The sequence below is a fragment of the Pseudomonas sp. C2.3V genome (assembly GCF_058536325.1).
In genome coordinates, this window is the sequence record NZ_JBZUBN010000001.1 from 2,639,259 (window position 1) to 2,665,613 (window position 26,355).

Genomic DNA, 26,355 nt, shown 5'->3' on the forward strand with positions numbered 1-26,355 from the left:
TTGAATCTACGAAAGGAATTGAGCCCGTCATGATTCTGCCTTGGCTAATCCTGATCCCCTTCATAGGCGGTCTGCTGTGCTGGCTGGGAGATCGCTCCGGCAATCTTCTGCCACGCTGGATTGCTTTATTAACCATGCTGCTGGAGCTGGTGCTTGGCCTGTGGGTCTGGTGGCACGGTGACTTCAGCCTGGCCCCCGCTCCGGGTAGCGAGCAGAACTGGACCGTCGAATTTCAGTATCCCTGGATTGAGCGCTTCGGTATCAGTCTGCACTTTGCCATGGACGGCTTGTCGCTGCTTATGGTGTTGCTGACAGGTCTGTTGGGTCTTTTGGCTGTTGTCTGCTCCTGGCGCGAGATCCAGAAGCATGTTGGCTTCTTCCACCTGAACCTGCTATGGATTCTAGGTGGTGTGGTTGGTGTGTTCCTGGCTGTCGACCTGTTCCTGTTCTTCTTCTTCTGGGAGATGATGCTGGTGCCGATGTATTTCCTCATCGCACTCTGGGGTCATAGCTCCGCCGACGGCAAGAAGAGCCGAATTACCGCTGCTACCAAGTTCTTCATCTTCACCCAGGCCAGCGGCTTGATCATGCTGGTGGCCATCGTGGCCCTAGTGCTGGTGCACTACAGCGCAACTGGTGTGCTGACCTTTGAATATGAAGACCTGCTGAAAACGCAGATGGATCCAACGACTGAATACCTGCTGATGCTGGGCTTCTTCATTGCCTTTGCCGTGAAGCTGCCTGCCGTGCCGGTTCACTCCTGGCTTCCCGATGCACACGCACAGGCACCAACAGCCGGTTCCGTAGACCTTGCCGGTATTCTGTTGAAAACAGCCGCTTACGGTCTTCTACGCTTTGCCGTACCGCTGTTTCCCAATGCCTCGGCCGAGTTTGCGCCCATTGCCATGTGGCTCGGGATCATCGGAATCTTCTACGGTGCGTTCCTGTCCTTCGCACAGACTGACATCAAGCGTCTTGTGGCCTACTCCAGCGTTTCGCACATGGGCTTCGTCTTAATCGGTATCTACTCCGGCAGCCAGCATGCACTGCAGGGTGTCGTGGTACAGATGATCGCCCATGGTCTTTCGGCAGCAGGCTTGTTCATCCTGTGCGGTCAGCTCTATGAGCGCCTGCATACACGCGACATGCGTGAGATGGGTGGACTCTGGGGTCGCCTCCCCTACCTGCCGGCCCTCAGCCTGTTCTTCGCTTCGGCGTCTCTGGGCCTGCCGGGTACCGGTAACTTCGTAGGCGAGTTCCTGATTCTGATGGGTGCGTTCCCGATGGTGCCGCTGACCGTTGTGATAGCTACATTCGGTCTGGTTGCGGCTTCGGTGTACTCATTGATCATGATCCACCGTGCGTACTTCGGTCCTGCGAAGTCTGAAGGGGAATTGCCGGGGCTCAATGCACGCGAGCTGTCCATGGTACTGCTTCTGGTCGGTCTGCTGATCCTCCTGGGTGTTTATCCGCAGCCCATTCTGGATACGTCGGCAGCCAGCATGAGTGGTGTACACCAGTGGCTGGGTACAGCTTTCTCTTCCATTGTTTCTGCCCGGTAGTAGCGCCATGACCTTTACAACGGAACATCTCATCGCACTTCTGCCGCTCCTCATCACCGGTCTGACCGCCGTCGTGGTGATGCTGGCGATAGCCTGGCGGCGCAACCACACCGTGATTCCGACACTGTCGGTAATCGGATTGAACCTGGCCCTGCTGTCCATTGTGTACTCGATGCGGGTCGTCGATATCGACGTCACCAGCCTCATGCGCATGGATGGCTACACCTACTTCTATACCGCACTGATCCTGATTACCACGTTGGCATGCATGACGCTGTCGCATGCTTACATGGAGGGATACTCCAGCAACCGTGAAGAGCTTTACCTACTGCTTTTACTGTCCTGTACGGGCGGTATCGTGTTGGTAAGCTCGCAGCATCTGGCTTCGCTGTTCATTGGCCTCGAGCTGCTGTCCGTACCGGTGTATGGCCTGGTGGCCTATTCCTACTTCAATCGCCGCTCCCTTGAGGCTGGCATGAAGTATCTGGTGCTATCTGCTGCCGGCTCGGCCATTCTGCTGTTTGGCATGGCCCTGCTGTATGCACAGTCCGGCACCCTGAGCTTTAGCGGAATCGGTGCGCAGCTGACTCAGCAAGCCTCGGCCGGCCTGCTGCTGGAACTCGGTATCGGCATGATGATCGTAGGTCTGGGCTTCAAACTGTCGCTGGTACCCTTCCATTTGTGGACGCCAGATGTCTATGAAGGCGCACCGGCACCGGTGGGCGCTTATCTGGCTACTGCGAGCAAGGTTGCCGTTTTCGCTGTCGTGGTTCGTCTGTTCCAGACCATGCCCGCTGCGCTGAACGATACATGGCTGCATAACCTGATCGCTTTCATCGCCATCATCTCCATTCTGGTCGGCAACCTCTTGGCCCTGATGCAGAGCAACCTCAAGCGTCTGCTGGGCTACTCTTCCATCTCACACTTTGGATACCTGCTCGTAGCCCTCGCTGCCAGCAATGGTATTGCGGTAGAGGCGATTGGGGTGTACTTGGCGACTTATGTCGTTACCAGCCTGGGAGCCTTTGGCGTGATCGTGCTCATGTCCAGCCCAAGCAATGGCACACGCGATGCCGATGCGCTGTTTGAGTACCGCGGACTGTTCTGGAGACGCCCGTATCTGACCGCCGTTCTAACAGTGATGATGCTGTCGCTTGCAGGTATTCCGCTGACGGCGGGCTTTATCGGCAAGTTCTACATTATTACGGTGGGTGTCGAGTCCCATCTGTGGTGGCAGACCGCGGCGGTCGTTATTGGTAGCGCCATCGGCCTGTTCTATTACCTGCGTGTCATGGTAACGATGTATCTGGTACAACCAGGTCTTAGCCGTCACGATGCACCCATGAACTGGGGTGAGCGTGCCGGCGGTATCATGCTTATCGCCATTGCAGCCCTGACGCTGCTGTTGGGTGTTTACCCGCAGCCCTTGTTGCAAGTGCTTCAACATACAGGCCTGTAAGGCCTCTCATAAAAAAGCCCCAGTGATGGGGCTTTTTTATTGCTTGAACTTTTTATTCCTCCTCACGGTGCATGAAGAGGTCCCATACCGACATAAAGAGCGCCGCCACCAATGGGCCAATGACAAACCCGTTGAGACCAAACAGTGCCATTCCGCCTAGTGTGGAAATCAGTACCACGTAGTCGGGTAGCTTGGTGTCCTTGCCCACCAAGATAGGACGCAGAATGTTATCTACCAGGCCGATGACGATAACGCCGAACAGAATCAATACAACCCCTTGCCATATCGAGCCTGTCAGCAGGAAGTAAACCGCAACCGGCCCCCAGATCAGCCCAGCGCCTACTGCCGGCAACAACGACAGGAACGCCATTATTACGCCCCAGAGAACAGCAGCCTCAACACCGAGTACTCCCAGGATAAATCCACCCAACGCACCCTGAACAACGGCCACGATAATGTTGCCTTTGACAGTGGCCCGGATAACGGCCGTGAACTTGCGTAGCAGGCTGCGCTTGTGAATCTCGCTCAAGGGAATGGCTTTGCGGATCAGCCCTACGAGGTATTGCCCGTCTCGAAGCAGGAAAAACAGCAGGTACAGCATGATGCCAAAGCTGATGACTAACTGAAACGTCCCCTGCCCTACCAACAAGGCCCTGCTTGCCAATGCCTGACTACCTTGGGCAACGCTTTGCGTCAGGCGCTCGCGAATACTTTCTGGGTCAGTGATATCGAATCGGTGCAGTACACTTTTGATACCGTTCGGTAGTGCCTGCCACATGTGCTGAAAATATTCGCCGAAATTCAGCTGGCCGCTGTTGATTCGCTGATACAGCGCACTGCCTTCCTGAACAAGAGAAATACTAATCGCTGTGACCGGCAGAATCACGATGAGTAAACAAACACCCAAGCTGCTCAGCGCGGCAAGGTTTTTACGATTGTTGTAGCGCCTGAGAAACCAGCGCTGCATAGGGGCGAAAATAATCGCCAGGATCGCTCCCCAAAATACCGCGCCGTAATAGGGCAACAGAATCCAGGCAAATGCGATCGAGACAATAATCAGAAGAAAGATAAATGTTCTATTTTCAAGTCGCGTGCTTTTCATCAGGGTTCCAAAGTCCATTCAAGAGCAACGAGCGTCGCTTTTGGTTAGAACACTGGATACCACGCACTTGTTCCTGAGGGCTCAGACAGAGCCCTCAGGAATGTCGATTTAAACGCGGAACTGCTTGACCAGGCCGTGGAGGCGATCCCCTAGCGAGACTAGCCCCTGGGTAGTGGTCGCACTCTGCTCAGCCCCTGCCGTCATGGTTTCAACCGCGCCAGCAATCTCGTGGACGCTACGGTTGATTTCCTCGGAGACCGCCGTCTGCTCTTCGGCTGCACTGGCTATCTGGGCGTTCATGGCATTAATCGTACCGATCAGCTGGCTGATGGTATCGAGCGAGGCGCCTGCCTGACTGGCCTGGACAGTCGTACTTTCACCTGCCGCACCAGAGCGACGCATCGACTCAACCGCCTTTTGCGTACCCTGTTGAAGGCGATCGATCATTCCCTGGATCTCCTGGGTACTCTGCTGAGTACGGCTTGCCAGGGCACGAACTTCGTCGGCCACGACCGCAAAACCACGACCCGCCTCACCAGCCCGAGCCGCCTCGATAGCAGCGTTCAAGGCCAGCAGGTTGGTTTGCTCGGCAATGGAACGGATAACATCCAGTACGCTGACAATAGACTGTACGTCCTGCTGCAGACTGTCGAGCGACATGCCGCTGTCACGCACTTCATCGACCAGAGAATGGATGCCTGCCACACTACCCTCAACCACACGCTTGGCTACACGCCCTTGCTCATCGGTTTCACGGGCAGCTTCTGCCGCTTGCTGGGCACTTTGCGCTACTTCATGAGCCGCTGCGGACATCTCGTTGATAGCCGTGGCAACCTGATCGGTTTCGCTACGCTGGCGCTGCATGGCCTGCTCGGTACGACGAGCCTGGGCAGCCACCTCATCCAGCAAACCGGTGAGCTGCTGAGTGATGTCGATTACCTGCTGTACGGTTCCATGAATCTTGCCAACGAATCGATTGAACGAGCCAGCAAGCCGGCCCAACTCGTCGTTACTCTGCACCGGCAGTCGACGTGTCAGATCGCCTTCGCCATCAGCAATGTCATCAAGGTTTGCACGCATGAGCTCAAGCGGACGCAACACTCGCATGGCAAATAGATGAGCCGCAATGGCGATGATGACCAGCACTACCAGCGAGACGCCGATGATTGAGAACAGCTGAGTCAAGGTCTGCGCACGTACATCGGCCTCGATCTTGCCCAGCCGCTCCTCAACGCCATCCAGGTTGATGGCAGAGCCCAGGACCAGGTCCCACTTGGGCAGGTACTCGGTATAGCTCAACTTGGGAACCAAGGTAGTTTTACCAGGCAATGTAGAGGAATAGCGGACATAATGAGTGCCATCCTTACCTGCACGGACCAGCTCCTGGTTCAGGTAAACGCCGTTCGGATCCTTGTTATCACGAAAGCTCTTGCCTATGCCTTCAGCGTCGTTTCCCTTGAAAAGGCGGATGACATTTGAGTCATAGCCAAACATATAGCCGTCTTTGCCATAGGTGATGCCAGACAAAATCCTGATTGCCTCGGCGCGGGCCGCCTGATCACCATCTGCTGAAGCATCGTAGAGCGGCTTGACCGCTGTCAGGGCAACCTGCACGTAATTCTTCAGGGTTACGTTGCTTTGCTCCATCAAGCGATCACGCGTTGTCTGTATATCGCGCTCGGCTTTATTGCTCAGCATCACATAGGAAATACCGCTGATGATCAGGGTAGTAATCACAACAGGTAGGAGCGCCAGCAGGAGCACCTTGGCTTTTAAACTCATCACTGAGACCTCTTAGGTTGTTATCTAAGTAGGTTTTCGGCCAAGCGAAACGAAAATGAAGGTCGATCGATAGTGCTCTATCCGTATGGTCTCAATCACCGGGAGCAGATCGGGAGGCTCGGAGCGGCAGCCGGACCAAAACTTTCAGCCCGCCCAGGGAACTGCTTTCCAGGCTGAGCGTACCTGCGCAACTGTCCACAATGTCACGCGCAATACCAAGGCCCAAGCCATGTCCCATGACTCGCTCATCCAGACGCGCACCTCGCTCGAGAATATCCTGTCTGGATTCAGGCGCGATACCTGGCCCATCATCATCAATACTGATCTCATAACAGGCATCTTTCTTCAGTACCGTCAGCTCTACCTGGCTGCTCGCCCATTTACAGGCGTTATCCAACAGCGTACCCAGCAATTCAAGCAAGTCTTCGCGATCCCAGGGCAGTTTCAAACCGGAAGGCACATGACAGGAGATCGTCAGGTCGTTGTCATGGATCTGCTTGAGCATGGCGCAGAGCGAAGGCAATTCAGCCTCGCAGTCCAGATAGACACCGGGAAGCTGGTCACCGGCCAGGCGAGCACGGCGCAGCTCCCGCTCAAGACGCTGCTGGATCTGCTCAAGCTGATCGCGCAGGATGTTTTGCAGTTCAGGATGCGCACTCAGTTCTTGCCGCTCCGCAAGGCTTACCAGCACGGCCAGAGGCGTTTTCAATGCATGCCCCAGATTACCGATGCCATGGCGGGCACGCTTGAGATTATCCTCGGTATGACGCAGCAGATGATTGATCTGCTCCACCAGCAGCTCAAGCTCTTGGGGAACCTGCGTATCCAGCTGGCTGCGCTGCCCCTGTTGCAGTTGAGCCACTTGTTGCCGGACCCGTTCAAGTGGCTTTAAGGCGCGCCTTACCGTAATCCGTTGTAGAAAAAGGATTATGATTAACGCAACCAGCCCAATACCGGCACCTATACGCAGCATTCGACTGAAACTGGTCAGGAGCGGGTTGTAATCCTGTGCAACGACAATGCTGAGCTTTTGCCCCAACCGCTGATAATCCGCGCGATAGACCAGGAGGCGCTGATCTCCGGGGCCATTGACGAGATGTCCGGTCAGCCCTACGTGCGTAGGTCTCTCAAGCACATGATCCCAGAGCGACCGGGAGCGCCAGCGAGGTTCTCCTATGTCGATCTCGAAATAACGCCCGGAAAATGGTCGTTGATAGGCGGGATTAAGGCGCTGCTCATCCAGCTGCAGCCCGTTTGGCCCCCGCGCAATAGCCACCAGGAGGTTTTCGCTCTCTGTCTGAAGTCCGCTTCCCAGATAATCCCGTAGCGCCGTATCAACCAGCCAGCGTGCGCCCAGTATCAATAAAAGTCCGGATATCAGCAGAGCGGAGGCCAAGCCAATGCTCAATCGCTGCTGAATGGACTTCATGCAGATTTCCCGAAGCGGTAGCCCTGTCCTCGCCGTGTCTCGATAATATCGCGCCCCAATTTACGCCTGAGATGGTTCACGTGCACCTCGATGACATTGGAGTCACGCTCGCTCTCACCGTCGTAGAGATGTTCACCCAAATGACTTTTGGACAGGATCTGCCCTGCATGCAGCATGAAATACCGCAGCAGCCTGAACTCTGCGGCGGTCAGCTCGATGCTTTCATCCCCGCGATTAACACATTGCCGTGACTCATCCAGGCTCAGGCCGGAAGCCTGCAATGTCGGCTGATTCACCAGCCCGCGGGCACGCCGCAATAATCCTTGAATCCGCAAGGAAAGCTCTTCAGGGTGGAACGGCTTGGTCAGGTAATCATCGGCGCCAGCCTTGAGCCCATCGATACGCTCGGCCCAACCACTGCGCGCCGTCAGAATCAGTACCGGCGTAGAAAGTCCCTGCGTGCGCCACTCCCTGAGCACATCCAGCCCAGAACGCCCCGGCAGTCCCAGATCAAGTACGATAAGGTCATAAGGTTCGACTGCCCCCTGGTATGCCGCATCACGGCCATCAGCCAGCCAGTCTACGGCATAGCCTTGTCGTGTCAGGCTGGCCATTAACTCATCCGCCAGGGGAACACTGTCCTCTACCAACAACAGACGCATCAGTCGTCTACCTCGTCCTTCAAAATCGTACCGTCAGTGGCGCTGATTTCCAGCTCGCGCACAACGCCCTTGTCTACCAGAAACTCGATCTCATAGACATAAACACCATCTTCCTCCTCAAGCTCCGCCTCCAGCAATGTTGCCTTTGGATAGCGCGCATAAGCCTGGTTGATAAGCTGCTCAAGAGGGCGAATTCTTCCTTCCTGACGAAGCCGCAACGCCTCATCCTGGTCAAGGTCGCGAGCGCTTGAAAGCCCGCTGGCTGACAGCAATGTCAATACCAGCAGGCCTTTCATCATGCTGCTACCCAGGCTCAATCGTCCTGTACATCCTTGAGCACTTCGCCCGTTGCGGCATCGAGTTCCAGATCCCATGTCACACCTTTCTGGTCACGTAACTCAACCTGATAGATATAGCGTCCATATTCTTCTTCCAGCTCAGTGTCGTGAGTCGTCGAGCCAGGATGCTTGGCGATAGCCGCCTTGTTCAATACGTCGAAGGATTTGATGGTACCTGCATCACGCAGCTTGAGCGCTTCGTCAGGTCCCAGGTCGCGGGCTTGGGCCGCACCGGCCAGGGCGGTCAGGCTGGCAGCGGCAATCAATGTAGTCAGTGCTTTCATGTGTATGTCCTCACGGGTTATTCAGTGAGTTCACCTTAACGAGGCAGCCTTAATTCAGCCTTAATCTCATTTTGGAACTACATGGTCAGCCCAACGGTCTTTCGCAATCAATGCCATACCTGCTCCGCATCGCGGCGGTGCGTTTGTATACTGGCTGTCCGTATGGAGTCCTCATGACAGCTATTCACATCAAATCTCCTTCCCTCGTTATTCGCGCGGGCACGCAGGCGCTGGCGAATATTCGCCAACAGGGCCTGTCACCTGCAGACGTAGGTATTATCCCGGGCGCAGCAGGCGGCCCGAAAGCACTAGGCTTGCAAGGGCTAGACATCGCGCTGTTTGGTGAATGGCTGCCTCGCTCACCACGGGTGCGCGCATTGGTTGGCGCATCCATTGGGGCCTGGCGCTCCGCATGTGTCTGCCTACCGGATCCGGCAGACTCATTACGCCGGCTGGGCGACCTCTATACCGGATTGCATTTTCCCAAAGGTATTGGAATCAGGCAGATCAGTCAGATTTGCGAAAGCATGCTGGATGAACTGCTGGGAGGGCGTGACGAGGCGATTCTGACCGCACCAGGCTATCGCCTGAACATCATGATTGTTCAGGCATTGGGCCCTCTGGCCAGTGACCAGCGCCGAACATTAAGCCTTGGCCTGGGCGCTGTGATCCGCGACAACCTGATAGCACGGTCTCGTCTGATTCGCCATTTCAGCCGTATCGTGGCCCATGATTTGCGCCAGGCGCCGCCGTTGGATGAACTGAATGATTTCCCAACGCAGTACCATGCGCTTCGCCCCGACAACCTTCGCCAGTCGTTGCTGGCGTCAGGCTCCATTCCACTGGTCATGGAGGGCGTAACAGATATCCCTGGCTTTGGCTCCGGTACTTACCGTGACGGGGGACTGCTCGATTACCATCTGGATCTTCCCTATCGCGGGAATAACATTGTGCTCTATCCACATTTTATCGATCGCATCATTCCTGGGTGGTTCGACAAGGGCATCTTCTGGCGCAAGGCCAATACACATAACCTGCGAAATGTGGTGCTACTGGCACCCTCACGGTCTTACCTTGAGCGGCTACCTGGTCGAAAGCTTCCCGACCGCAAGGATTTCACCCGTTATGCAACCGACCCTGCCACACGGCAACGTCACTGGCATACAGCCATGGCGGAAAGCCAGCGGCTAGGTGATGAGTTTTTGGAGCTTGCCGAAAGCGGTCGGTTAAAGGATCAGATATTGCCTCTCGTCTAGAGCGACGAACCGGCTACTAGCCCTGCGGTCTTCATAGAAAGCAGTCCACAGCCGGTGTTTTCATGTCAGAGAGTGCCTCATTTATTCCCCCGACCGCCGAGGGTACGCTGCCCGCCCCTGGAGACGAGCGCGACGATACAGGTACAGCCCTGTGCCCCCCGCTACCCTCGGACCTTCACTATGTGGATGACACGCAGCCGGGCCTGCGGCGAAAAAAGCTGCGCGGGAAGTTTATCTACCTGGATGCCCAAGGCGAACGTATTCGCGATCAGGCTGAAATTGACCGCATCAACAAACTGGCCATTCCACCCGCCTATACGGATGTCTGGATCTGTGCCGATCCTTGTGGCCATTTACAGGCAACGGGGCGGGACGCCCGAGGACGCAAGCAATACCGATATCATCCACGTTGGCGCGAAATCAGAGACACTGACAAATACGAACGGATGCTGGAGTTCGGCAATGCCCTTCCCAAACTGCGCAAGCGGATAGAAGAGCATCTGGCGCAACGCAAGCTGAACCGGGAAAAGGTCATGGCGACCGTTATCAGCCTGCTGGACGCCACCTTGATTCGCGTAGGCAATCAGCAATATGCCAAAAGCAATAAATCGTACGGCCTGACAACTCTGCGTAACCGACATGCAGACGTTACCGGCAATACGATTCGCTTTCACTTCCGCGGCAAAAGCGGCGTCGAGCACAACATCAAGCTGACAGACCCGAGGCTTGCACGTACCGTCAAGCGCTGCCTTGAGCTACCCGGCCAACACTTGTTTCAGTATCTGGATGAAGATGGCGATCGGCATACGGTCACCTCGTCAGACGTAAACGCCTACCTGCACGAACTCAGTGGTGCCGATTTTACTGCCAAGGATTACCGCACCTGGGCAGGCAGCGCCTTGGCTCTTTCTACGCTCAAGTCACTGCGCTACGAAACTCAAACTGAAGCCAAAAAGCACCTTCAGGAGATGGTCAAGCAAGTATCCAGTACGCTGGGCAACACACCGGCAGTATGCCGCAAGTGTTATATCCACCCGGGCGTCATGGATGCATTTATGGCTGGCGAACTCGGCTCGCTACCCAAGCCGCGCAAACGCAAGGGACTTCGCGAAGAGGAAGTCACCCTGCTCATGTTTTTAGAGCGCCTGGTCGAGAAGACGCAGGCAGCTTAGGTACTCGAGCCGCCTACTAGAGGCGGCTCTGGAACAGCGATTGATGCTCCTGGCACTGCTTGGCGGAAAGCAGAAAGACCCCGTGACCGCCCCGCTCGAACTCGAGCCACATAAAGTCGACTTCGGGATAAAGCGCTTCGACGTGTACCTGACTATTGCCCACCTCAACGATCAACGTGCCGGTGTCAGTGAGGTGATCCGCGGCTTCAGCCAACATTCGGCGCACCAGATCCAGCCCGTCTGAGCCACAGGCAAGGCCCATTTCCGGCTCGTGGTGATATTCAGCCGGCATATCGGCAAAATCTTCTGCGTCCACATAAGGTGGATTTGACACGATCAGGTCGAAACGCTGCCCTGGCAGTCCAGCAAACCCATCCCCTTGCACGGTATAAACCCGGTCTTCAAGGTCATGCCGCTCTATGTTCTGCCAGGCGACCTCCAATGCATCAAAGGAAAGATCGGCCAACGCGACTTCTGCATTAGGGAACGCATAAGCACAGGCAATACCAATGCATCCCGAGCCGGTACAGAGGTCCAGGACTCGAGCAGGCTCATGGGGTAGCCAAGGCACAAAGCGGGCATCAATCAATTCAGCAATCGGTGACCGTGGCACCAACACACGTTCATCAACCATAAACGGCAGCCCACAAAACCAGGCTTCGCCTAACAAATAAGCCGTCGGAATGCGCTCCTGAATCCGTCGGTGAAGCAGGACGCTCAAGTCGTAGCGCTCATCATCTTCCAACCGGCAATCCAGGTAGCTGTCAGACATTTCCCAAGGCAGATGCAAGGCGCCTAACACCAGCTGCCTGGCTTCATCCCACGCATTGTCGGTGCCATGGCCAAAATAAAGCCCTTCGGCGTGGAAGCGGCTCACCGCCCAACGGATATAGTCACGAAGAGTGCGTAAACGGGATTCGGTCATCTAGGGCTCCTTTTCAGCGGCATAGTGTAGCCTTGCAGCTCTGCCCACGAAACGTCAGATGCACTCCTCCAGTCTAGCGGCGCGTCCTGGCAATCAGGCCACCCAGAACGCCCGTTACACAGCCGGCCAGCAGACCTCCTACATGAGCGCCATTGGCAATGGCACCAAAGCCAAGCACATCAATGGCGCCGGTCAGGCATATACCCAGCCAGGCAAGCATCATGATGACAACGCCCTTTGGCATTCGATACGCCGGGGTGGGTGCCAACAGCTGGAATAACCAGCAATGGCCCAGCAGGCCATAGAGCACACCTGACAATCCGCCAAACAGTGCCGGGCCACTCCACCAGTACTGCACAAGGTTGGCTGCCAGTGAAAAGAGGACGGTTAACGCCAATAGCATCCACCCCTTTTGACGAAACTCAATGCGGCGCCCCAGCTCCCAATACCACAGGGAATTCATGGCCAGATGCAAAACGCCAAAATGCAGAAACATGGGTGAAACAAACCGCCACCACTGATTTTGTTCAAGGGTATAGGAGACGGGATAGAACTCGATATACGTATCGTAAAGCCGAAAGTCCAGAAAAGTAAGCCAGCGAACAACCTCATAACGATCGCCCAACAAGGTAATCGCAGCCACGACCAGTGTGATGATCAGGACGCCTGCAGTTACAGGACTTGCCCGTAGCTGCTCCTTGAAGCCAGGCCGAGTTACAGCAGGCCGAACATCAGAGATCTCACCGGCCGTGTCCCCTTGCGGATAGCGTGCATACAGGTTACGCACCTCGTCTACCAGTCCTGGATCAGTAACCCACACCACTTGTGCATCGCGTTCTTCAGTCACTCGGTGAGGAATATGCAGACGACGGAGTAATTGCGTAAACCCTAGCAGGTCCGTTTCGAGTCCTACACGTAACGCAGGCTGTGCATTCATTCCGCCCCTCCTGTTGACGGCACATCGACCCAGACGAATTTCTTTGGATCCAGACGATGCTCCTCATCCAGCCGATACGCCACCAGCTTTCCGTTGTTCACGGCACTGTAATCCAGACAGGCGAGATTAGGCCGTATCGGTTCAGGATGACCGTCGAGCCAGTAATGCCCTACAAACAGCAGCGGCTCATCGACGCCATAACACATCAGGCTGGACTTCTCGGTTTCACTTAGCCGCTCGCAGGCCACATCATCCGGCAAACCATCTGGCTGAAAGACAATATCGCCGTATGTCTGCGGGTCTTCCTCCCAGAATTTGGTTCGGAACCGACCGCGTGTGAAGCCATCACGCCCCGTCATTTTCATGCCGTTGGGCAGCGGCAGGGAAACGCCATTGAGCAGCCGAGAGCAGGCGCGATTAGCCAGGCTCCCCGGAATGGCCGACTGCTGAATGAATCGCTCATCGATATACCCACCCGGATAGACCTCATCAATGGCAGCAATCAGGGACGAATCCCAATAGGCATGTACCAGCCTGAAACGTCCGGCATCGATATATAAGGGCAACTCATACAGCCATGTGAGAAAGTCATTCCACTCCGCAGAATGGTGATCGAACTGCACCAAGGTCGTCTGGATCACCCGCTCGTAACGAGAGGTATGCTCACGAACGTATCGCTTGTGGCTTTCTGGCGGCGCCGGCGTGTGCCAGCTCAAGGCATTGATTTCATGGTTACCCAGCAGGCACATTGCCTGGCCTGCCTCCACCATGTCACGAATGCAGTGCAGCGACTCTCGCACATGAGGCCCACGATCAAGGATGTCCCCTAGAAAGAGCGCCATCCTTCGCGGATGCTGCCAGACACCGTTGTGTCGGCGATAGCCCATTTGGTCCAGCAAACGTTCAAGCACATGAGCGCAGCCGTGAATATCGCCTATCAGGTCATAGCCACGATCAGGGTCAAGCATCAATCATTCCCCAGACGGCTGCTCCAGCCGAGCTTCGTCCGGCAAACCTCGTAATAGTTATGATCCAGTGGATGGATGAGTCGCAGTTTGTGCGGCTTTTTCTGGATGGTTACGACGTCACCAGGCGCGCAATTAAGATGATTCTGTCCATCACATGAGACCTGCGGATAGATCTGCATGTTCGGCGAGACCACGATTTTCAGCTCGCTGTCGCCACTGACTACAATGGGGCGGCTGGACAAGGTATGCGGGTACATCGGCACGATGACAATTGCATCCAGCTTGGGATGCATGATGGGCCCTCCGGCTGACAGCGAGTAGGCTGTCGAGCCTGTGGGTGTCGCGACGATAAGCCCATCGGCCTTCTGAGCGCAGACGAACTTGCCATCGATATGCAGGGCAAACTCGATCATGCGGGTCGATTTGCCCGGATGCAGGACAACATCATTCAGAGCATCGGCCTGACCAATCGTTTCTCCCTCACGGCAGACAAAAGCATCCAGAAGAAAACGTGTCTCGACGATATACTGCCCCTCAAGCACCTCGGCTACCTTGGTCTCAAGCTCATCCGGGCGAATATCGGTCAGGAAACCCAGATTGCCACGGTTGATACCCAGAACAGGTACACGCGGGCGCGCCAGTACACGTGCCGCCCCCAGCAGACTGCCATCGCCTCCTACCACAATAACCAGATCGCAGACCTCGCCCATGGTTTTACGTGAGCAGGTTTCCAGGCCGTGACCGGGCATGACCTCGGCGATGATGTCTTCTAAGATCACATGCAGGCGCCGCGCCAATAAGAATGTTTTGAGCCGGCGAATGGTATCCAGCACTTGAGTGCTGCCCAGACGGCCGATAATGCCGATTTTCTGAAAAGAGTCCATACGCGGCCGTAGCCCTTCTATGGCAGGAATGTCGATAAATTATGCGGGCAAGCGGCAAGGCACAGCAAACCGTACACCCTTGTCCAACTCGGCGTATGCTTGAGTGATGAGCAATCCATTCCAAGCACTGGCCGTACTGCCTTACACGCTTCGCCACCCAGCGGTGCGTGATCTAGCCTGGGTAATCACCTCTCCGCCCATCCTGGACCGAGCGGAACAACGTCACCCCTTGGCTGCAAGCAATTGGACAGCAAAACCTGGCAAATTAGCCGATTGGCTCCATGAGCTTGATCGAAGTCCTGCATTGCTGACAGGCTGGCTTACCCAGGGAAGCGACCGCCGCCTTGGGCGGTACTACGAATTGCTCTGGCAATTTGCCCTCACCCATGCCCCTGGGGTTAAGTTGCTGGGAGCCAATCTACCGCTCCGTACGGCGACTCATACGCTGGGCGAGCTTGATCTCCTGATCCGAGATGATGAAGGCGTTCATCACCTTGAAGTAGCGGTTAAATATTATCTGGCAACGGGCCTTCCGCAATCACCGGAATGGTTGGGCCCAGGTGGCGAAGATCGACTCGAACGCAAGCTGAGTCATTTTCTAAACCGACAGTTACCCTTGTCGCAGTCTCCGGAAGCACGCGTTCTGTTTAAAACGCTCGATATCGCCTCTGTCCAGCCCTGGCTATGGATGGGCGGTTATCTGTTTTATCCATCCGCGGGTGCCACACCATTTCCCAGCTGCTCCCCACACCATTTGCGGGGTTTGTGGCAACGCTTTGATAAAGCGAAGCCTGAAGAAGAAGGCGCATGGAAACTACTTCCCAAGCAGCGCTGGCTTGCGCCTGCACACCGACACGATGGACATGCTCCATTCGACTTCAACGTCGAGCCCCATTGGCCTCGGTTACTTGTGCACTTTGACGAGGAAGGTCAGGAAGACCACCGTTTATTCTGGGTACCTGAGACATGGCCTTTTATACCGGAAAGGGCCGAACACTGATCTATGACTTCAGCAGCTTTAACAGGTTGTCCTGCATCGCCCGACGCCCCTGTAGACCGCCCGTATGCAGCGCTATAATACGCTGTCCGGCTGGAATATCGCCCGCTTCAACCGTACGGCGAAGCGCCAGCAATAGCTTGCCTGTATAAAGTGGCTCGAGTGGTATTTGTGTTTCGGTCTCGAACGAGGCCATAAAGCTGGCCAATTCGGCATCAATACGTGCAAATCCTCCTAAACTCGCATCGAGCCAACGGATATCTGCATCAGGTTGCCCCCCCTCGCGCACCCAACGCGCCACCTGATCGGGAACGTTGTAGCGCAGCGGGACAGATAGCGTCCCGATGACAGGATGTCTGCCAGCCTCTCCTACAGCCAGACCGGCAAGCGTCGTTCCCGTACCAACAGCCACCCACAGCGCATCATAATCAGACCAGCCAATCGTGTTCAGCTGCGTCTTAATATAAGCAACCAGAGGTATACACCCCTGCATGCCCAGCGAGCCACCGCCCCCTTCGGGAATAGGCAAATAGCCTGGGTAACGTGCCAGCCATTCACCCCAGAACTCGTCATCGCGTCGGGCCCGATAACCTCCGTAACCCAACCAGTGCAACTCCATTTTCCATTTGCGCAGGTCATCAACTGTTGGCGTACCCTGCGGCTCGCCTCTCAGGAGCCCTACAGTTTTCAAGCCGAGCCGTTGTCCGGTAGCTGCAAGTGCATGCAGATGATTGGAGTGCGGGCCACCGAGGCTAATCAACCCTGAAGCCCGTTCGATATGCGCCTGCTGGAGGTAAGCCGCCAGCTTATAACTCTTGTTGCCGGAAACCAGAGAGTCCACTTCATCAAGGCGAAGCAGTGCCAGTCGGACTCCCGCCTTGCTAAGCCATATGGTTGCAACTTCTTCCAGCGGTGGACTTTTTAACAACAAGTCCAATGCTAACCTGCCTGGTTTTTCAGAAACGCCGCTGTTTGATGTTGAAGACAGCAGTCAGACTCGCCTCGAATGAACTGGTGAGGTGAGTCAATACGTTGGAGCGGCTTACTACACGGCGTGCCGCCCGGTAATGCCCTTTGGCAAACAGGATGCTTGTAATGAGAGAGCCATTGCTGGTAATGCGGTTGTGTCACTCGGCAGTGCATAGCTGTGTAAGCCAATGGGCTTTCAACAAACCGCATGACATCCATGCGTGACAGTGTCATGTGCCCTGCACCAGGCTGGTAAGTCACGAATATGACGCCACTGTCTGCCATTCTTTCAAGCAGCTTGCTGCCACTCCCCGCTTCAAGCCGTGCACATTTCGCCTTGAGCTGCTCGAGCTCTTCTTCCAATTGCGAATCCAGCTCCTCCCGATAAGCCAGCTCAACTTCCCGGATGGCCAATTGTTCCTTGTAGTCGGCTACTGCCGTTTCGATACGGGCCTGCTGCTCGGCCTCGAATTGAATCTTGAACGCCTCGAGCTTGTATTCGCTGTTTTTCTCCAGGGCTCGCAATTGCTGAGTCAGCTCATTTCGAGTCGAACGATACTGACTGGCCTCCTGCTCCAGCTTTTTCATCAGCATACCGTTCATCCGCTCCTGCTCAGCCAAGGCAGTCTGCAGGTGCTCGGCTTCCTGCTTGAGCTGAACCAGCTCCTCTTCATGCTTGCGCGTCAGGGCGAGGATACGCAGCCGCTGCTGGCGCACAAGGTGGTCCATCTTTGCCTGATGCTCTTGTTCGAGATTGGCCAGATCAACATGTACAGTCGACGCAGAGGGCTCTTGAACATACCACTGATGCTCTTCTGCCATATGAAGATGTTCAGGTTTGACTTCGTCAACGACAGCCTCGGTACGGGCCAGCCCAAGCTGATTACGCTTGATGCATTCTCGAAGCTCAATCAGGTCATTTCGACCTGCGACAAGCTCAGGGTCCCACAGGCTGGGCTGATGCCAGGAAATCGGACACTGACTGCGACAGGCAAGCCTGATAGGTCCTGCGCCCAGATCCGGGCCACGCCCGGCGCGCTCGGCCATTTCGCGTAGCGGAATGTTCCAATTGGGGTCTGCAGCCCCCGTACGGGTGAAATCCAGATAGAAAAATACACCTGATCGGATGCACAGCTGTAGATCGATCGTCACATAGGCCAGCCGAACTCGTCGCTGGGCGAATTGGGGCAATGCAAAGAAGGCATCCAGCAATGCTTCGAATTCGTGATAGAGCATTTCTTTGATGACTGATCCTTCTTCATCAAAGAACAGCACCGCTTCGGCTCGTTGAGCCTTATTCAATGTATTCATGGGGCAGTCCTCGACCCATTGGAAAAGCGCATGACTCATAGGCGCCTTGGCACCGGACGTACAACCGGACAGCACAACACATTTATTTAAGGCACATCGGCCCTAAACCCATTGCTACAGTCTAGGGCCTTTCAGTTAAAAGACTAGGTGGCTTATGTGAACGACTCAGCACCTATGCACATTATTGTTTGGCAAGCTGTTTCAGTGCATGCAGTCAGGTTTCATAACATCGCTGCCAGGCGGGCACCCTGATTGATGGCCCGCTTGGCATCAAGCTCTGCAGCCACATCCGCCCCTCCAATAACATGCACACGCTGTCCAGCCGAAGACAGGGCATCCATCAGGTCTCGTTTGGGCTCCTGCCCAGCGCAGACAATGATGGTATCAACGGCCAGAACCCGAACGTCTTCACCAATCCGGATATGCAACCCTTGATCATCAATACGGAGATACTCCACCCCGTTCAGCATTCTTACCTGACGGTGTTTCAAGCTGGTGCGGTGAATCCAACCTGTTGTCTTGCCCAAGCCTTCGCCCATCTTGGTCGCCTTACGCTGCAACAGATAAACCTCTCGAGCAGGGGGTGTAGGCTTAGGCGAAATACCTGTAACTCCCCCTCTGGCCTGTAGGGTCGTGTCGATTCCCCACTCTCGCCAGAAGGCTGTCGGACTCAAGGTATCCAGATGCGCCTGATGAGTGACAAATTCAGCCACATCAAATCCTATTCCTCCCGCACCAATAACCGCTACCCGTGCACCAATGTTCTTATGTCCGTATATGGCGTCCAGATAGTTGATGACAGACGGATGCTTAATACCCGGGATGGATGGCGTACGCGGTACGATTCCTGTCGCTAAAACGATATCGTCATAGCCTCCCTGAATCAGCTCTTCAGCCCGTACCTCGTGCCCCAGTCTTACGGTAACGCCTGTAAGCTCAAGACGTTTACCAAAGTAGCGAAGCGTCTCGTTGAACTCCTCCTTGCCCGGTATACGCCTGGCAACATTGAACTGCCCTCCGATAATTTCGGAGCGCTCAAACAGAGTCACTGAATGGCCCCGCTGTGCTGCTATGGTGGCTGCCGCCAAACCCGCCGGTCCTGCACCAATGACTGCAATACGCTTGGTCTTACTGACAGGGCTGTAGTTGAGCTCGGTTTCATGGCACGCCCTTGGATTGACCAGACAGCTGGTCAGTTTGCCCGCAAAGGTATGATCCAGGCAGGCCTGGTTACAGGCGATGCACGTGTTGATCTCATCTGCCCGTCCTGTAGCAGCCTTTATAACGAACTCAGGATCAGCCAGGAACGGGCGCGCCATGGAGACCATGTCCGCCTGCCCTTCTGCCAGTATGCGCTCTGCCATATCCGGCATATTGATGCGGTTGGTAGCTATCAAGGGGATATTCACTCTACCCTTCAGCTGAGCAGTTACCTGACTGAATGCTCCCCTTGGCACCAGTGTCGCAATCGTGGGAATGCGCGCCTCATGCCAGCCAATGCCGGTATTGATCAGCGTGGCGCCAGCCCGCTCGATCGCCTGGGCCAGTTGCACAATTTCTTCCGGACTACTGCCGTCCTCTACCAGATCCAGCATAGACAGACGGAAGATTACGATAAACGCCTCACCCACTGCTTCCCGGATCTGCCGTACCACTTCTACAGCCAGGCGGATACGGTTCTCATAGCATCCGCCCCACTCATCCTCACGGTGGTTGGTTCGCGCCACGATAAACTGGTTGATGAAGTATCCTTCCGACCCCATCACCTCTATACCATCGTAACCCGCGAGCTGAGCCAATCGGGCACACCGGACGTAGTCATTGATCTGCTTGTAGACTTCCTCGGTAGTCAGTGCCTTTGGCTTGAAAGGATTGATAGGTGCCTGAAGAGCCGAAGGGGCAACAAGCTTTGGGGTGTAGGCATAACGTCCTGCATGAAGAATCTGCAGGCAGATCTTTCCATCACAGTCATGAACCGCCTGAGTGACTGTTTTGTGGCGGTAAGCCTCTTCCTCAGTAGTAAGCTTGGCCGCACCGCCATACACCGCACCCTCCTCGTTGGGCGCAATCCCTCCAGTCACGATCAGACCAACTCCACCGCGGGCACGCTCGGCAAAATAAGCCGCCATGCGCTCAAAGCCATCCGGCCGCTCCTCAAGCCCTGTATGCATGGATCCCATTAGTGTTCGGTTTCGCAGCTGGGTGAAACCCAGGTCTAGCGGCTCAAGCAGGTGAGGGTAATGAATGGCAGTCACGGGAATCTCCAAGGCCAATGGCTAAAAGCCTGTTATGGACGTTATGGGAAAAACATAAGCTGCCTGTCCCGCAGACTCAATCACCGTAAATGACAACTTATTAACCATGGTGCACACCCCCGGCTTGGCTTTTAAAGGCATTTTCCCTACCCTGACGTGGAATTTTCAGCCAGAGTGTTCAAGCCCTTGGGCACGCCTGGTTCAACGCGGAGCTTTAATGCGCAAGTTTGTATTTCTATTCATCATCTGCATCTTCGCTGCAGTCGCAGGCTGGATAGCCCAACGGCCGACCTTTCATTATTTATCGGATTTGCGAAGCGAGCTGGCAATCAATGCAGGCGAAGCCAAGGGCCACGGCAACCTGCTGGCGATTCAGCCGGAGCTGTTTGCACTCGACTACCAGACCCCTGAGCGTCTGCGACTGAAGCTTGAAGGCTACCTCGCCAAAGCCCAGCGCGAGGGATTGCTCAATGACAAGACGATTGTGGTATTCCCCGAGCATATTGGAACAGGGCTTATGCTTACTGGCGAGAAACCTATCGTTTACAACACTGCCCAGCTAAACGAAGCTCGCCAGTGGCTAGCCCTCAGCAACCCCGTCAAGTTCACCCGTGCCTGGCTTGCATCAAAAAGCGATCAGCGATTCGATGAAGCCCTGCTGAGAATGAAAGCCTGGGATATGGCAGGAAATTATCAGATCCTGTTTGGCGGGCTGGCTCGCCAGTTTTCGGTTACTGTTGTGGCGGGCTCGATCGTTCTACCCTCTCCACGCATGAAGGAAGGCCTGTTACGGGTTGGCACAGGCAAGCTCTACAAAACCTGCGTAGTGTTTGATCCAACGGGCCATCCACTGGCAAAACCGTATCGCAGCCCCTGGCTATCCGGCAAAGAACATCCTGGCATCACGCCACAAGTCATCGAAACTGCTGCCGGTAAGCTAGGCGTCATCCTAGGCAGCGACTCAATTGACATGCAGGCGAACGTAAAGACGGACCTTTTGGTCATACCCGCCCTGAGCGAGCGCAGCACGCTGGACATGCGCCAAGCACTTCAGGCTACCGGGGCGCATGCTGGCGTTCAGGTGTTTGCCAGCGGTCAAGCATGGGGGCTTCGCTCAACGCCTCAGAGCAAGCTTATGCTCAAGGAGCAACCGATTCTCACGCCACTCGATACCCCACAGGGCGGCGCCAAGTTGCTAAACCTCTGGCTATGAATCGAAAGCGCCTGCGCCTGGGTGATTTATCAGTAGGATTTGTCTACGCCCTGGCCAACGCGGTACGTGTCAGAGGTCACGATCCAGCGACGCTGTTGCTCCGCTTCGGCATTGATGACTCGACGTTTGCAACACCAAATGCACGCCTGTCCATTCCCCGATACATGCGGCTGGGACATGCTGCCATTCAACTTACCCAGGAGCCTGCTCTAGGACTGGATATCGGCCAGCAGAGCCTGCCTGTCCATCTGGGCCTTGCCGGCATAGCCAGCCTGCATGCACCAACACTGGGAGACGCCGCTCGTACGCTGCTGGATTATGAATTGTTGTACGGCAGCAATTACCGTGGACAGTCTCGCTTCACGCGCCAAGACAGCCATGCCTGGATGCACTTCTACTCCATCAGTCCTTACAACGATTACAACCGATTCGTGGTAGACCAAGTACTGTCTGGATGGATCGCAATGCTAGGCAACATCACAGGTAATCCTGTAAGGCCAACCAGGGTCCTGATCGAATATCCCCGCCCCTCCTGCACGGCATCTTACGACGAACGCTTTGGCTGCATGGTGGAGTTCGGTGCAGAAACCAATGCAATCATGCTTGATGCCAGGACGTTGGCCTTTCCAGGTCTTAGTTATTTTCCAGGCACCTGGAAAGCGCTTCTGGATATCTGCAGAACTGAGCTGCAGCAGATTACACGGCAACACAGTCTAACCGAGCGTATCGTATCTATACTCGGCCCTCTGCTAAAAAACGGAGAGCCTTCGCTTGAAGAAATTGCAAAGCGTCTACAGATGCCTGCCTGGACACTGCGACGAAAGCTGGCAGATGAGGGAACACGTTATCTGGATATTTTGAACGATACGCGTCGAGAGCTTGCTATAAGCTATATTCGTGATACAGATTTAAGCTTTGGAGAAGTGGCGTACGTGCTTGGCTTTGCCTCTGCCGCTGCGTTTCAGCGAGCGTTCAAGCGTTGGACACTCCTGACTCCAGGAGATTTCCGCAAAGCTATTCGCAAGGAAGGTTAAGCGTTTATGTTTGCAGTAGTGCTTGCTCACTAGACCTGACAGTTAACGAAGCAAGCTTTTGAGATAATCATCCAAGTGGCATGTCATGCTTCGAGTTGCTCGGAGATGGCACAAGGATGTTAATGAGAGCAAAGATAAAATGGCGCAGCGGACGGGACTCGAACCCGCGACCCCCGGCGTGACAGGCCGGTATTCTAACCGACTGAACTACCGCTGCGCGTCGGTCGGGCTAACGCCCGGAAGAATCAAGAGGTCACCCTCTTGGATGGCGCGCATTTTGCGCATACCTCTTTGATCCGTCAAGATTTATTTATCATTTAATCCAAATAAATCATTTTCTTGGTCATTCCACCGTCAACGGTAAATTCCTGACCGGTAACAAATTCAGCTTCCTCTGATGCAAGCCAGGCTACCAGCGCTGCCACATCTTCTACGGTACCTACCCTTCCTACCGGATGCTGCTCATGATCCAGCTCCGTCAACGGCTCAGCCTGTTGCTGAGAAAGATCTCGGGAATCAATCCAGCCAGGGCTGACAGCGTTCACACGAATATCTGGTCCAAGGCTCATGGCCAGCGCATGGGTAAGTGCAACAAGACCTCCTTTGCTGGCAGCATAGGCTTCGGTGGATATTTCTGACTGCTGCGCGCGCGTCGATGCCACATTGACGATGGAACCACGATTGGCACGAAGATAGGGAGCGGCATACTTGGCTGTCAGCATAGCGCCCGTCAGATTAACCGATAGCACCTGATTCCAGCGTGCCAATGTCAGTGTTTCCAACGGCTCGTTATGGGGGTCGGAGAGGCCGGCATTATTCACCAGAAGGTCAAATCGGCCAAACTGACCCACCACCTCGGCAATGACGGCCTCCACCTGACTTTCGTTCGCCACGTCCATTTCCATGAACCAGGCACGATCGCCAAGCGCTTCCACCACACGCGTCCCACGGCTACGGTCGATATCAGCCAGAACCACCTGCCATCCTTCGGTAATGAGCCAAGCCGAGACACCCAGCCCAATACCACGCGCCGCCCCTGTAACCAGCGCTACCTTGCTACCGGTCAACATTTGATATGCCTCATTCACAACGCTGCTATACCTCGAGCCAAATCGGTCTTGATGTCCTCAATGTCTTCCAGCCCAACGGCAATGCGAATCAAGCTGTCGCTGATGCCCGCATTGGCCCGCTCAGCTGGCGATAAACGACCATGAGACGTGGTAGCAGGATGAGCAATGGTCGTTTTGGTGTCGCCCAAATTAGTGGTTATGGAGATCATGCGCGTAGCATCAATGACACGCCATGCGGCCTCTTTGCCACCTGCCACCTCGAAGCTGACCACGGCACCAAAGCCGCTTTGCTGGCGCTTGGCGAGTTCATGCTGTGGATGACTTTCCAGGCCAGCGTAAAACACTCGCTCAACACCGGGCTGCGCTTCCAACCAGCGCGCCAGCTGCAGTGCTGACTGACTGTGCGCCTGCATGCGAATCTTCAGCGTTTCAAGTCCCTTGAGGAACAGCCATGCATTGAAAGGACTCAGCGTGGGGCCTGCTGTACGCAAAAAGCCCACCAGCTCCTTCATGTGCTCGGCACGTCCTGCGACCACCCCCCCCATGCTACGACCCTGTCCGTCGATATACTTGGTTGCTGAATGCACCACGATATCAGCGCCCAACGCCAACGGCTGCTGCAGTACGGGCGTACAGAAACAGTTATCGACCGCTAATAGTGCACCCTGGGCATGGGCTACTTCAGCGAGCGCTGCGATGTCGACCAACTCGGCAAGCGGGTTAGAAGGTGACTCGACAAAGAAAAGCCTAGTGTTCGGCTTGCAGGCACCACGCCATGCCTCGATATCTGATAACGGCGGATAATCCACCTCAACACCAAAACGCTTGAGGTACTTCTCGAACAGGCTAATGGTGGAGCCAAACACGCTGCGCGAGACCAGCACGTGATCACCTGCACTGCACAGACTCATCACCAACGCCAGAATGGCCGACATACCGGAAGCGGTAGCTACCGCCTGCTCTGCCCCTTCAAGCGCTGCAATTCGCGTTTCAAAGGTCCGTACCGTAGGGTTGGTGTAACGCGAGTAAACGTTACCCGGTACTTCGCCAGCGAAACGTTTGGCCGCATCGGCTGCACTTCGGAAGACATAACTCGATGTCAAAAACAGCGCCTCACCATGCTCACCCTCAGGCGAGCGGTTATAGCCTGCGCGAACGGCAAGGGTATCGAAACCTACACCGTCCAGGTCGCTATCAAGCCGCCCGGCGTCCCAGTCATGACTCATGCAAAAGCTCCTCAGTCGTTGTACAGGTCGATGATGGCATGCACCGCATGTGACGTGGTTTTAGCGGCATCATTACGGGCCTGCTCGATATTGAGCAGGTATGCCTCATCGACATCGCCTGTAATGTACTGACCATCAAACACTGCGCAGTCGAAGTTTTCGATACTTGGATTGCCACCACGAACGGCATCGACTAGATCATTGAGATCCTGATAGATGAGCCAATCCGTACCGATCAAGCGTGCAACGTCTTCTGTAGAGCGACCGTGTGCGATCAGCTCATGGACGCTGGGCATATCGATACCATAGACATTGGGATACCGCACCGCAGGCGCCGCTGAACAGAAATATACATTCTTTGCGCCAGCTTCACGGGCCATCTGAATAATCTGCTTGCAAGTAGTACCCCGAACGATGGAGTCATCAACCAGCATGACATTCTTGCCTCGAAACTCCAGCTCAATGGCGTTCAGCTTCTGGCGAACCGACTTCTTGCGCGCAGCCTGCCCCGGCATGATAAACGTGCGGCCGATATAGCGATTCTTGACGAAGCCTTCACGAAACTTGACGCCCAGGTGATTCGCCAGCTCCAGTGCTGCAGTGCGGCTCGTATCCGGAATGGGAATAACTACATCGATATCATGATCAGGGCGTTCCCGCTGAATCTTCTCAGCCAGTTTTTCACCCATGCGCAACCGCGCCTTGTATACAGAAATACCATCGATAATGGAGTCCGGACGAGCCAGGTAAACATGCTCGAAAATGCACGGCGCATATTTGGGATTTGCCGCGCACTGGCGCGTGAACAAGCGACCGTCTTCAGTAATGTAAACCGCCTCGCCAGGAGCCAGGTCACGAATGAGGGTGAACCCCAGTACATTCAGCGATACGCTTTCCGAGGCGATCATGTACTCGACGCCTTTTTCGGTATGACGCTGCCCAAACACGATTGGCCGAATGGCATGGGGGTCCCGGAAACCTACCATGCCATACCCGGTTATCATGGCGATAACGGCATACCCTCCCCGGCACCGCTCATGTACGCCAGAGACGGCAGCAAACACATCATCTTCAGTGGGTTGCAGCTTGTTACGCACTGCCAGCTCATGTGCAAAAACATTGAGCAGCACTTCCGAGTCGGAATTGGTGTTTACGTGACGCAAATCCGACTCATAGATCTCTTGAGAAAGCTGAGCCACATTGGTCAGGTTACCATTATGCGCCAGTGTAATACCGTAGGGTGAATTGACGTAAAACGGCTGGGCCTCAGCAGAAGATGAACTGCCGGCAGTGGGATAACGGACGTGGCCGATACCGATATTACCAACTAGACGCTGCATATGTCGCTGTTGAAACACATCCCGAACCAGCCCGTTGTCCTTACGCAGATAGAGCTTTCCGTCCAGGCTGGTCACTATGCCAGCTGCATCCTGACCACGATGTTGTAGGACGGTGAGCGCGTCATACAACGCCTGGTTGACGTTTGATTTGCCCACAATGCCAACGATGCCACACATGTG

Annotated in this window: 23 protein-coding genes and 1 tRNA gene; 7 read left to right on the forward strand and 17 right to left on the reverse strand. The window is 55.2% G+C overall.

Annotation, left to right across the window (positions count from 1 at the left end; all coding sequences use genetic code 11):
- Positions 1–29: 29 nt before the first annotated feature.
- Both nuoM and nuoN read left to right on the forward strand, forming a co-directional pair.
- Positions 30–1,562 carry an NADH-quinone oxidoreductase subunit M gene (nuoM, locus tag AC4LF3_RS12545; protein ID WP_010794913.1) on the forward strand — a complete coding sequence of 511 codons (1,533 nt, stop codon included), beginning with the start codon at positions 30–32 and terminating at the stop codon, positions 1,560–1,562.
- 7 nt (positions 1,563–1,569) lie between these two features.
- Positions 1,570–3,021: an NADH-quinone oxidoreductase subunit NuoN gene (gene nuoN, locus AC4LF3_RS12550; protein WP_010794914.1), complete on the forward strand. Its 1,452-nt coding sequence runs from the start codon at positions 1,570–1,572 to the stop codon at positions 3,019–3,021.
- 52 nt (positions 3,022–3,073) lie between these two features.
- On the opposite strand, the gene AC4LF3_RS12555 is transcribed toward nuoN, so the two are convergent.
- From AC4LF3_RS12555 to AC4LF3_RS12580, 6 genes are all read right to left on the reverse strand, one after another.
- On the reverse strand, positions 3,074–4,123 hold the full coding sequence (locus tag AC4LF3_RS12555) for an AI-2E family transporter (protein ID WP_010794915.1): 1,050 nt from the start codon (positions 4,121–4,123) through the stop codon (positions 3,074–3,076).
- Positions 4,124–4,231: 108 nt separating this feature from the next.
- On the reverse strand, positions 4,232–5,905 hold the full coding sequence (ctpM, locus tag AC4LF3_RS12560; protein ID WP_150348597.1) for a methyl-accepting chemotaxis protein CtpM: 1,674 nt from the start codon (positions 5,903–5,905) through the stop codon (positions 4,232–4,234).
- 91 nt (positions 5,906–5,996) lie between these two features.
- Complete coding sequence (locus tag AC4LF3_RS12565; RefSeq protein ID WP_491835409.1) at positions 5,997–7,334, reverse strand: sensor histidine kinase; 1,338 nt, start codon at positions 7,332–7,334, stop codon at positions 5,997–5,999.
- Positions 7,331–7,996 (reverse strand): response regulator transcription factor, encoded by a 666-nt coding sequence (locus AC4LF3_RS12570; RefSeq protein ID WP_010794918.1) that lies wholly within the window; start codon positions 7,994–7,996, stop codon positions 7,331–7,333. The genes AC4LF3_RS12565 and AC4LF3_RS12570 overlap by 4 nt, the downstream gene beginning before the upstream one ends.
- Entirely contained in the window at positions 7,996–8,295 is a 300-nt protein-coding gene (locus AC4LF3_RS12575) for a PepSY domain-containing protein (protein WP_371106363.1), read from the reverse strand. Before AC4LF3_RS12575 ends, AC4LF3_RS12570 begins: the two co-directional genes overlap by 1 nt.
- Positions 8,296–8,309: 14 nt before the next feature.
- Positions 8,310–8,618, reverse strand: a complete 309-nt coding sequence (locus AC4LF3_RS12580) for a PepSY domain-containing protein (protein WP_019365781.1) — start codon at positions 8,616–8,618, stop codon at positions 8,310–8,312.
- A gap of 173 nt (positions 8,619–8,791) precedes the next feature.
- Here AC4LF3_RS12580 and AC4LF3_RS12585 point away from each other — a divergent pair, with 173 nt between their 5' ends.
- Complete coding sequence (locus tag AC4LF3_RS12585; RefSeq protein ID WP_491835410.1) at positions 8,792–9,874, forward strand: patatin-like phospholipase domain-containing protein; 1,083 nt, start codon at positions 8,792–8,794, stop codon at positions 9,872–9,874.
- A 62-nt stretch (positions 9,875–9,936) separates the two neighbouring features.
- Entirely contained in the window at positions 9,937–11,046 is a 1,110-nt protein-coding gene (locus AC4LF3_RS12590; RefSeq protein ID WP_185749680.1) for a DNA topoisomerase IB, read from the forward strand.
- Positions 11,047–11,062: 16 nt separating this feature from the next.
- On the opposite strand, the gene prmB is transcribed toward AC4LF3_RS12590, so the two are convergent.
- The 4 genes from prmB to AC4LF3_RS12610 all read right to left on the reverse strand — a co-directional run bounded on the left by prmB (position 11,063) and on the right by AC4LF3_RS12610 (position 14,760).
- Positions 11,063–11,971, reverse strand: a complete 909-nt coding sequence (gene prmB, locus AC4LF3_RS12595) for a 50S ribosomal protein L3 N(5)-glutamine methyltransferase (protein WP_491835411.1) — start codon at positions 11,969–11,971, stop codon at positions 11,063–11,065.
- 73 nt (positions 11,972–12,044) lie between these two features.
- Positions 12,045–12,908, reverse strand: a complete 864-nt coding sequence (locus AC4LF3_RS12600) for a rhomboid family intramembrane serine protease (protein WP_491835412.1) — start codon at positions 12,906–12,908, stop codon at positions 12,045–12,047.
- A complete protein-coding gene (locus AC4LF3_RS12605; RefSeq protein WP_197872258.1) occupies positions 12,905–13,876 on the reverse strand; it encodes a metallophosphoesterase in 972 nt (323 codons plus the stop codon). The genes AC4LF3_RS12600 and AC4LF3_RS12605 overlap by 4 nt, the downstream gene beginning before the upstream one ends.
- Positions 13,876–14,760, reverse strand: coding sequence for an NAD(+) kinase (locus AC4LF3_RS12610; RefSeq protein WP_010794926.1), 885 nt, complete (start codon positions 14,758–14,760; stop codon positions 13,876–13,878). The genes AC4LF3_RS12605 and AC4LF3_RS12610 overlap by 1 nt, the downstream gene beginning before the upstream one ends.
- A 106-nt stretch (positions 14,761–14,866) precedes the next feature.
- Between AC4LF3_RS12610 and AC4LF3_RS12615 the strand changes: the two genes are divergently transcribed.
- Positions 14,867–15,760: a DUF1853 family protein gene (locus tag AC4LF3_RS12615; protein ID WP_491835413.1), complete on the forward strand. Its 894-nt coding sequence runs from the start codon at positions 14,867–14,869 to the stop codon at positions 15,758–15,760.
- 1 nt (position 15,761) lies between these two features.
- Here AC4LF3_RS12615 and AC4LF3_RS12620 read toward each other — a convergent pair whose 3' ends face one another.
- The 3 genes from AC4LF3_RS12620 to AC4LF3_RS12630 form a co-directional block, all read right to left on the reverse strand.
- Positions 15,762–16,667: a 1-aminocyclopropane-1-carboxylate deaminase/D-cysteine desulfhydrase gene (locus AC4LF3_RS12620; RefSeq protein WP_491836290.1), complete on the reverse strand. Its 906-nt coding sequence runs from the start codon at positions 16,665–16,667 to the stop codon at positions 15,762–15,764.
- A 29-nt stretch (positions 16,668–16,696) separates the two neighbouring features.
- Positions 16,697–18,037, reverse strand: coding sequence for a chromosome partitioning protein ParA (locus AC4LF3_RS12625; RefSeq protein ID WP_404624773.1), 1,341 nt, complete (start codon positions 18,035–18,037; stop codon positions 16,697–16,699).
- A 221-nt stretch (positions 18,038–18,258) separates the two neighbouring features.
- On the reverse strand, positions 18,259–20,292 hold the full coding sequence (locus AC4LF3_RS12630; protein ID WP_491835414.1) for an FAD-dependent oxidoreductase: 2,034 nt from the start codon (positions 20,290–20,292) through the stop codon (positions 18,259–18,261).
- A gap of 217 nt (positions 20,293–20,509) precedes the next feature.
- Here AC4LF3_RS12630 and AC4LF3_RS12635 point away from each other — a divergent pair, with 217 nt between their 5' ends.
- A complete protein-coding gene (locus AC4LF3_RS12635; protein WP_491835415.1) occupies positions 20,510–21,505 on the forward strand; it encodes a carbon-nitrogen hydrolase family protein in 996 nt (331 codons plus the stop codon).
- Complete coding sequence (locus tag AC4LF3_RS12640; RefSeq protein ID WP_404624776.1) at positions 21,502–22,539, forward strand: AraC family transcriptional regulator; 1,038 nt, start codon at positions 21,502–21,504, stop codon at positions 22,537–22,539. Before AC4LF3_RS12635 ends, AC4LF3_RS12640 begins: the two co-directional genes overlap by 4 nt.
- 140 nt (positions 22,540–22,679) lie before the next feature.
- Here the strand turns inward: AC4LF3_RS12640 and AC4LF3_RS12645 are convergent.
- From AC4LF3_RS12645 to purF, 4 genes are all read right to left on the reverse strand, one after another.
- Positions 22,680–22,756 (reverse strand) — tRNA-Asp (locus tag AC4LF3_RS12645).
- Between the two features lie 100 nt (positions 22,757–22,856).
- A complete protein-coding gene (locus AC4LF3_RS12650) occupies positions 22,857–23,609 on the reverse strand; it encodes an SDR family oxidoreductase (RefSeq protein ID WP_074823866.1) in 753 nt (250 codons plus the stop codon).
- Positions 23,610–23,623: 14 nt separating this feature from the next.
- The gene (locus tag AC4LF3_RS12655) at positions 23,624–24,835 is read right to left on the reverse strand and encodes an O-succinylhomoserine sulfhydrylase (protein WP_019365767.1); all 1,212 of its coding nucleotides are present in this window, start codon (positions 24,833–24,835) and stop codon (positions 23,624–23,626) included.
- An 11-nt stretch (positions 24,836–24,846) separates the two neighbouring features.
- The gene (purF, locus tag AC4LF3_RS12660) at positions 24,847–26,352 is read right to left on the reverse strand and encodes an amidophosphoribosyltransferase (RefSeq protein WP_010794935.1); all 1,506 of its coding nucleotides are present in this window, start codon (positions 26,350–26,352) and stop codon (positions 24,847–24,849) included.
- Positions 26,353–26,355 lie beyond the last annotated feature (3 nt).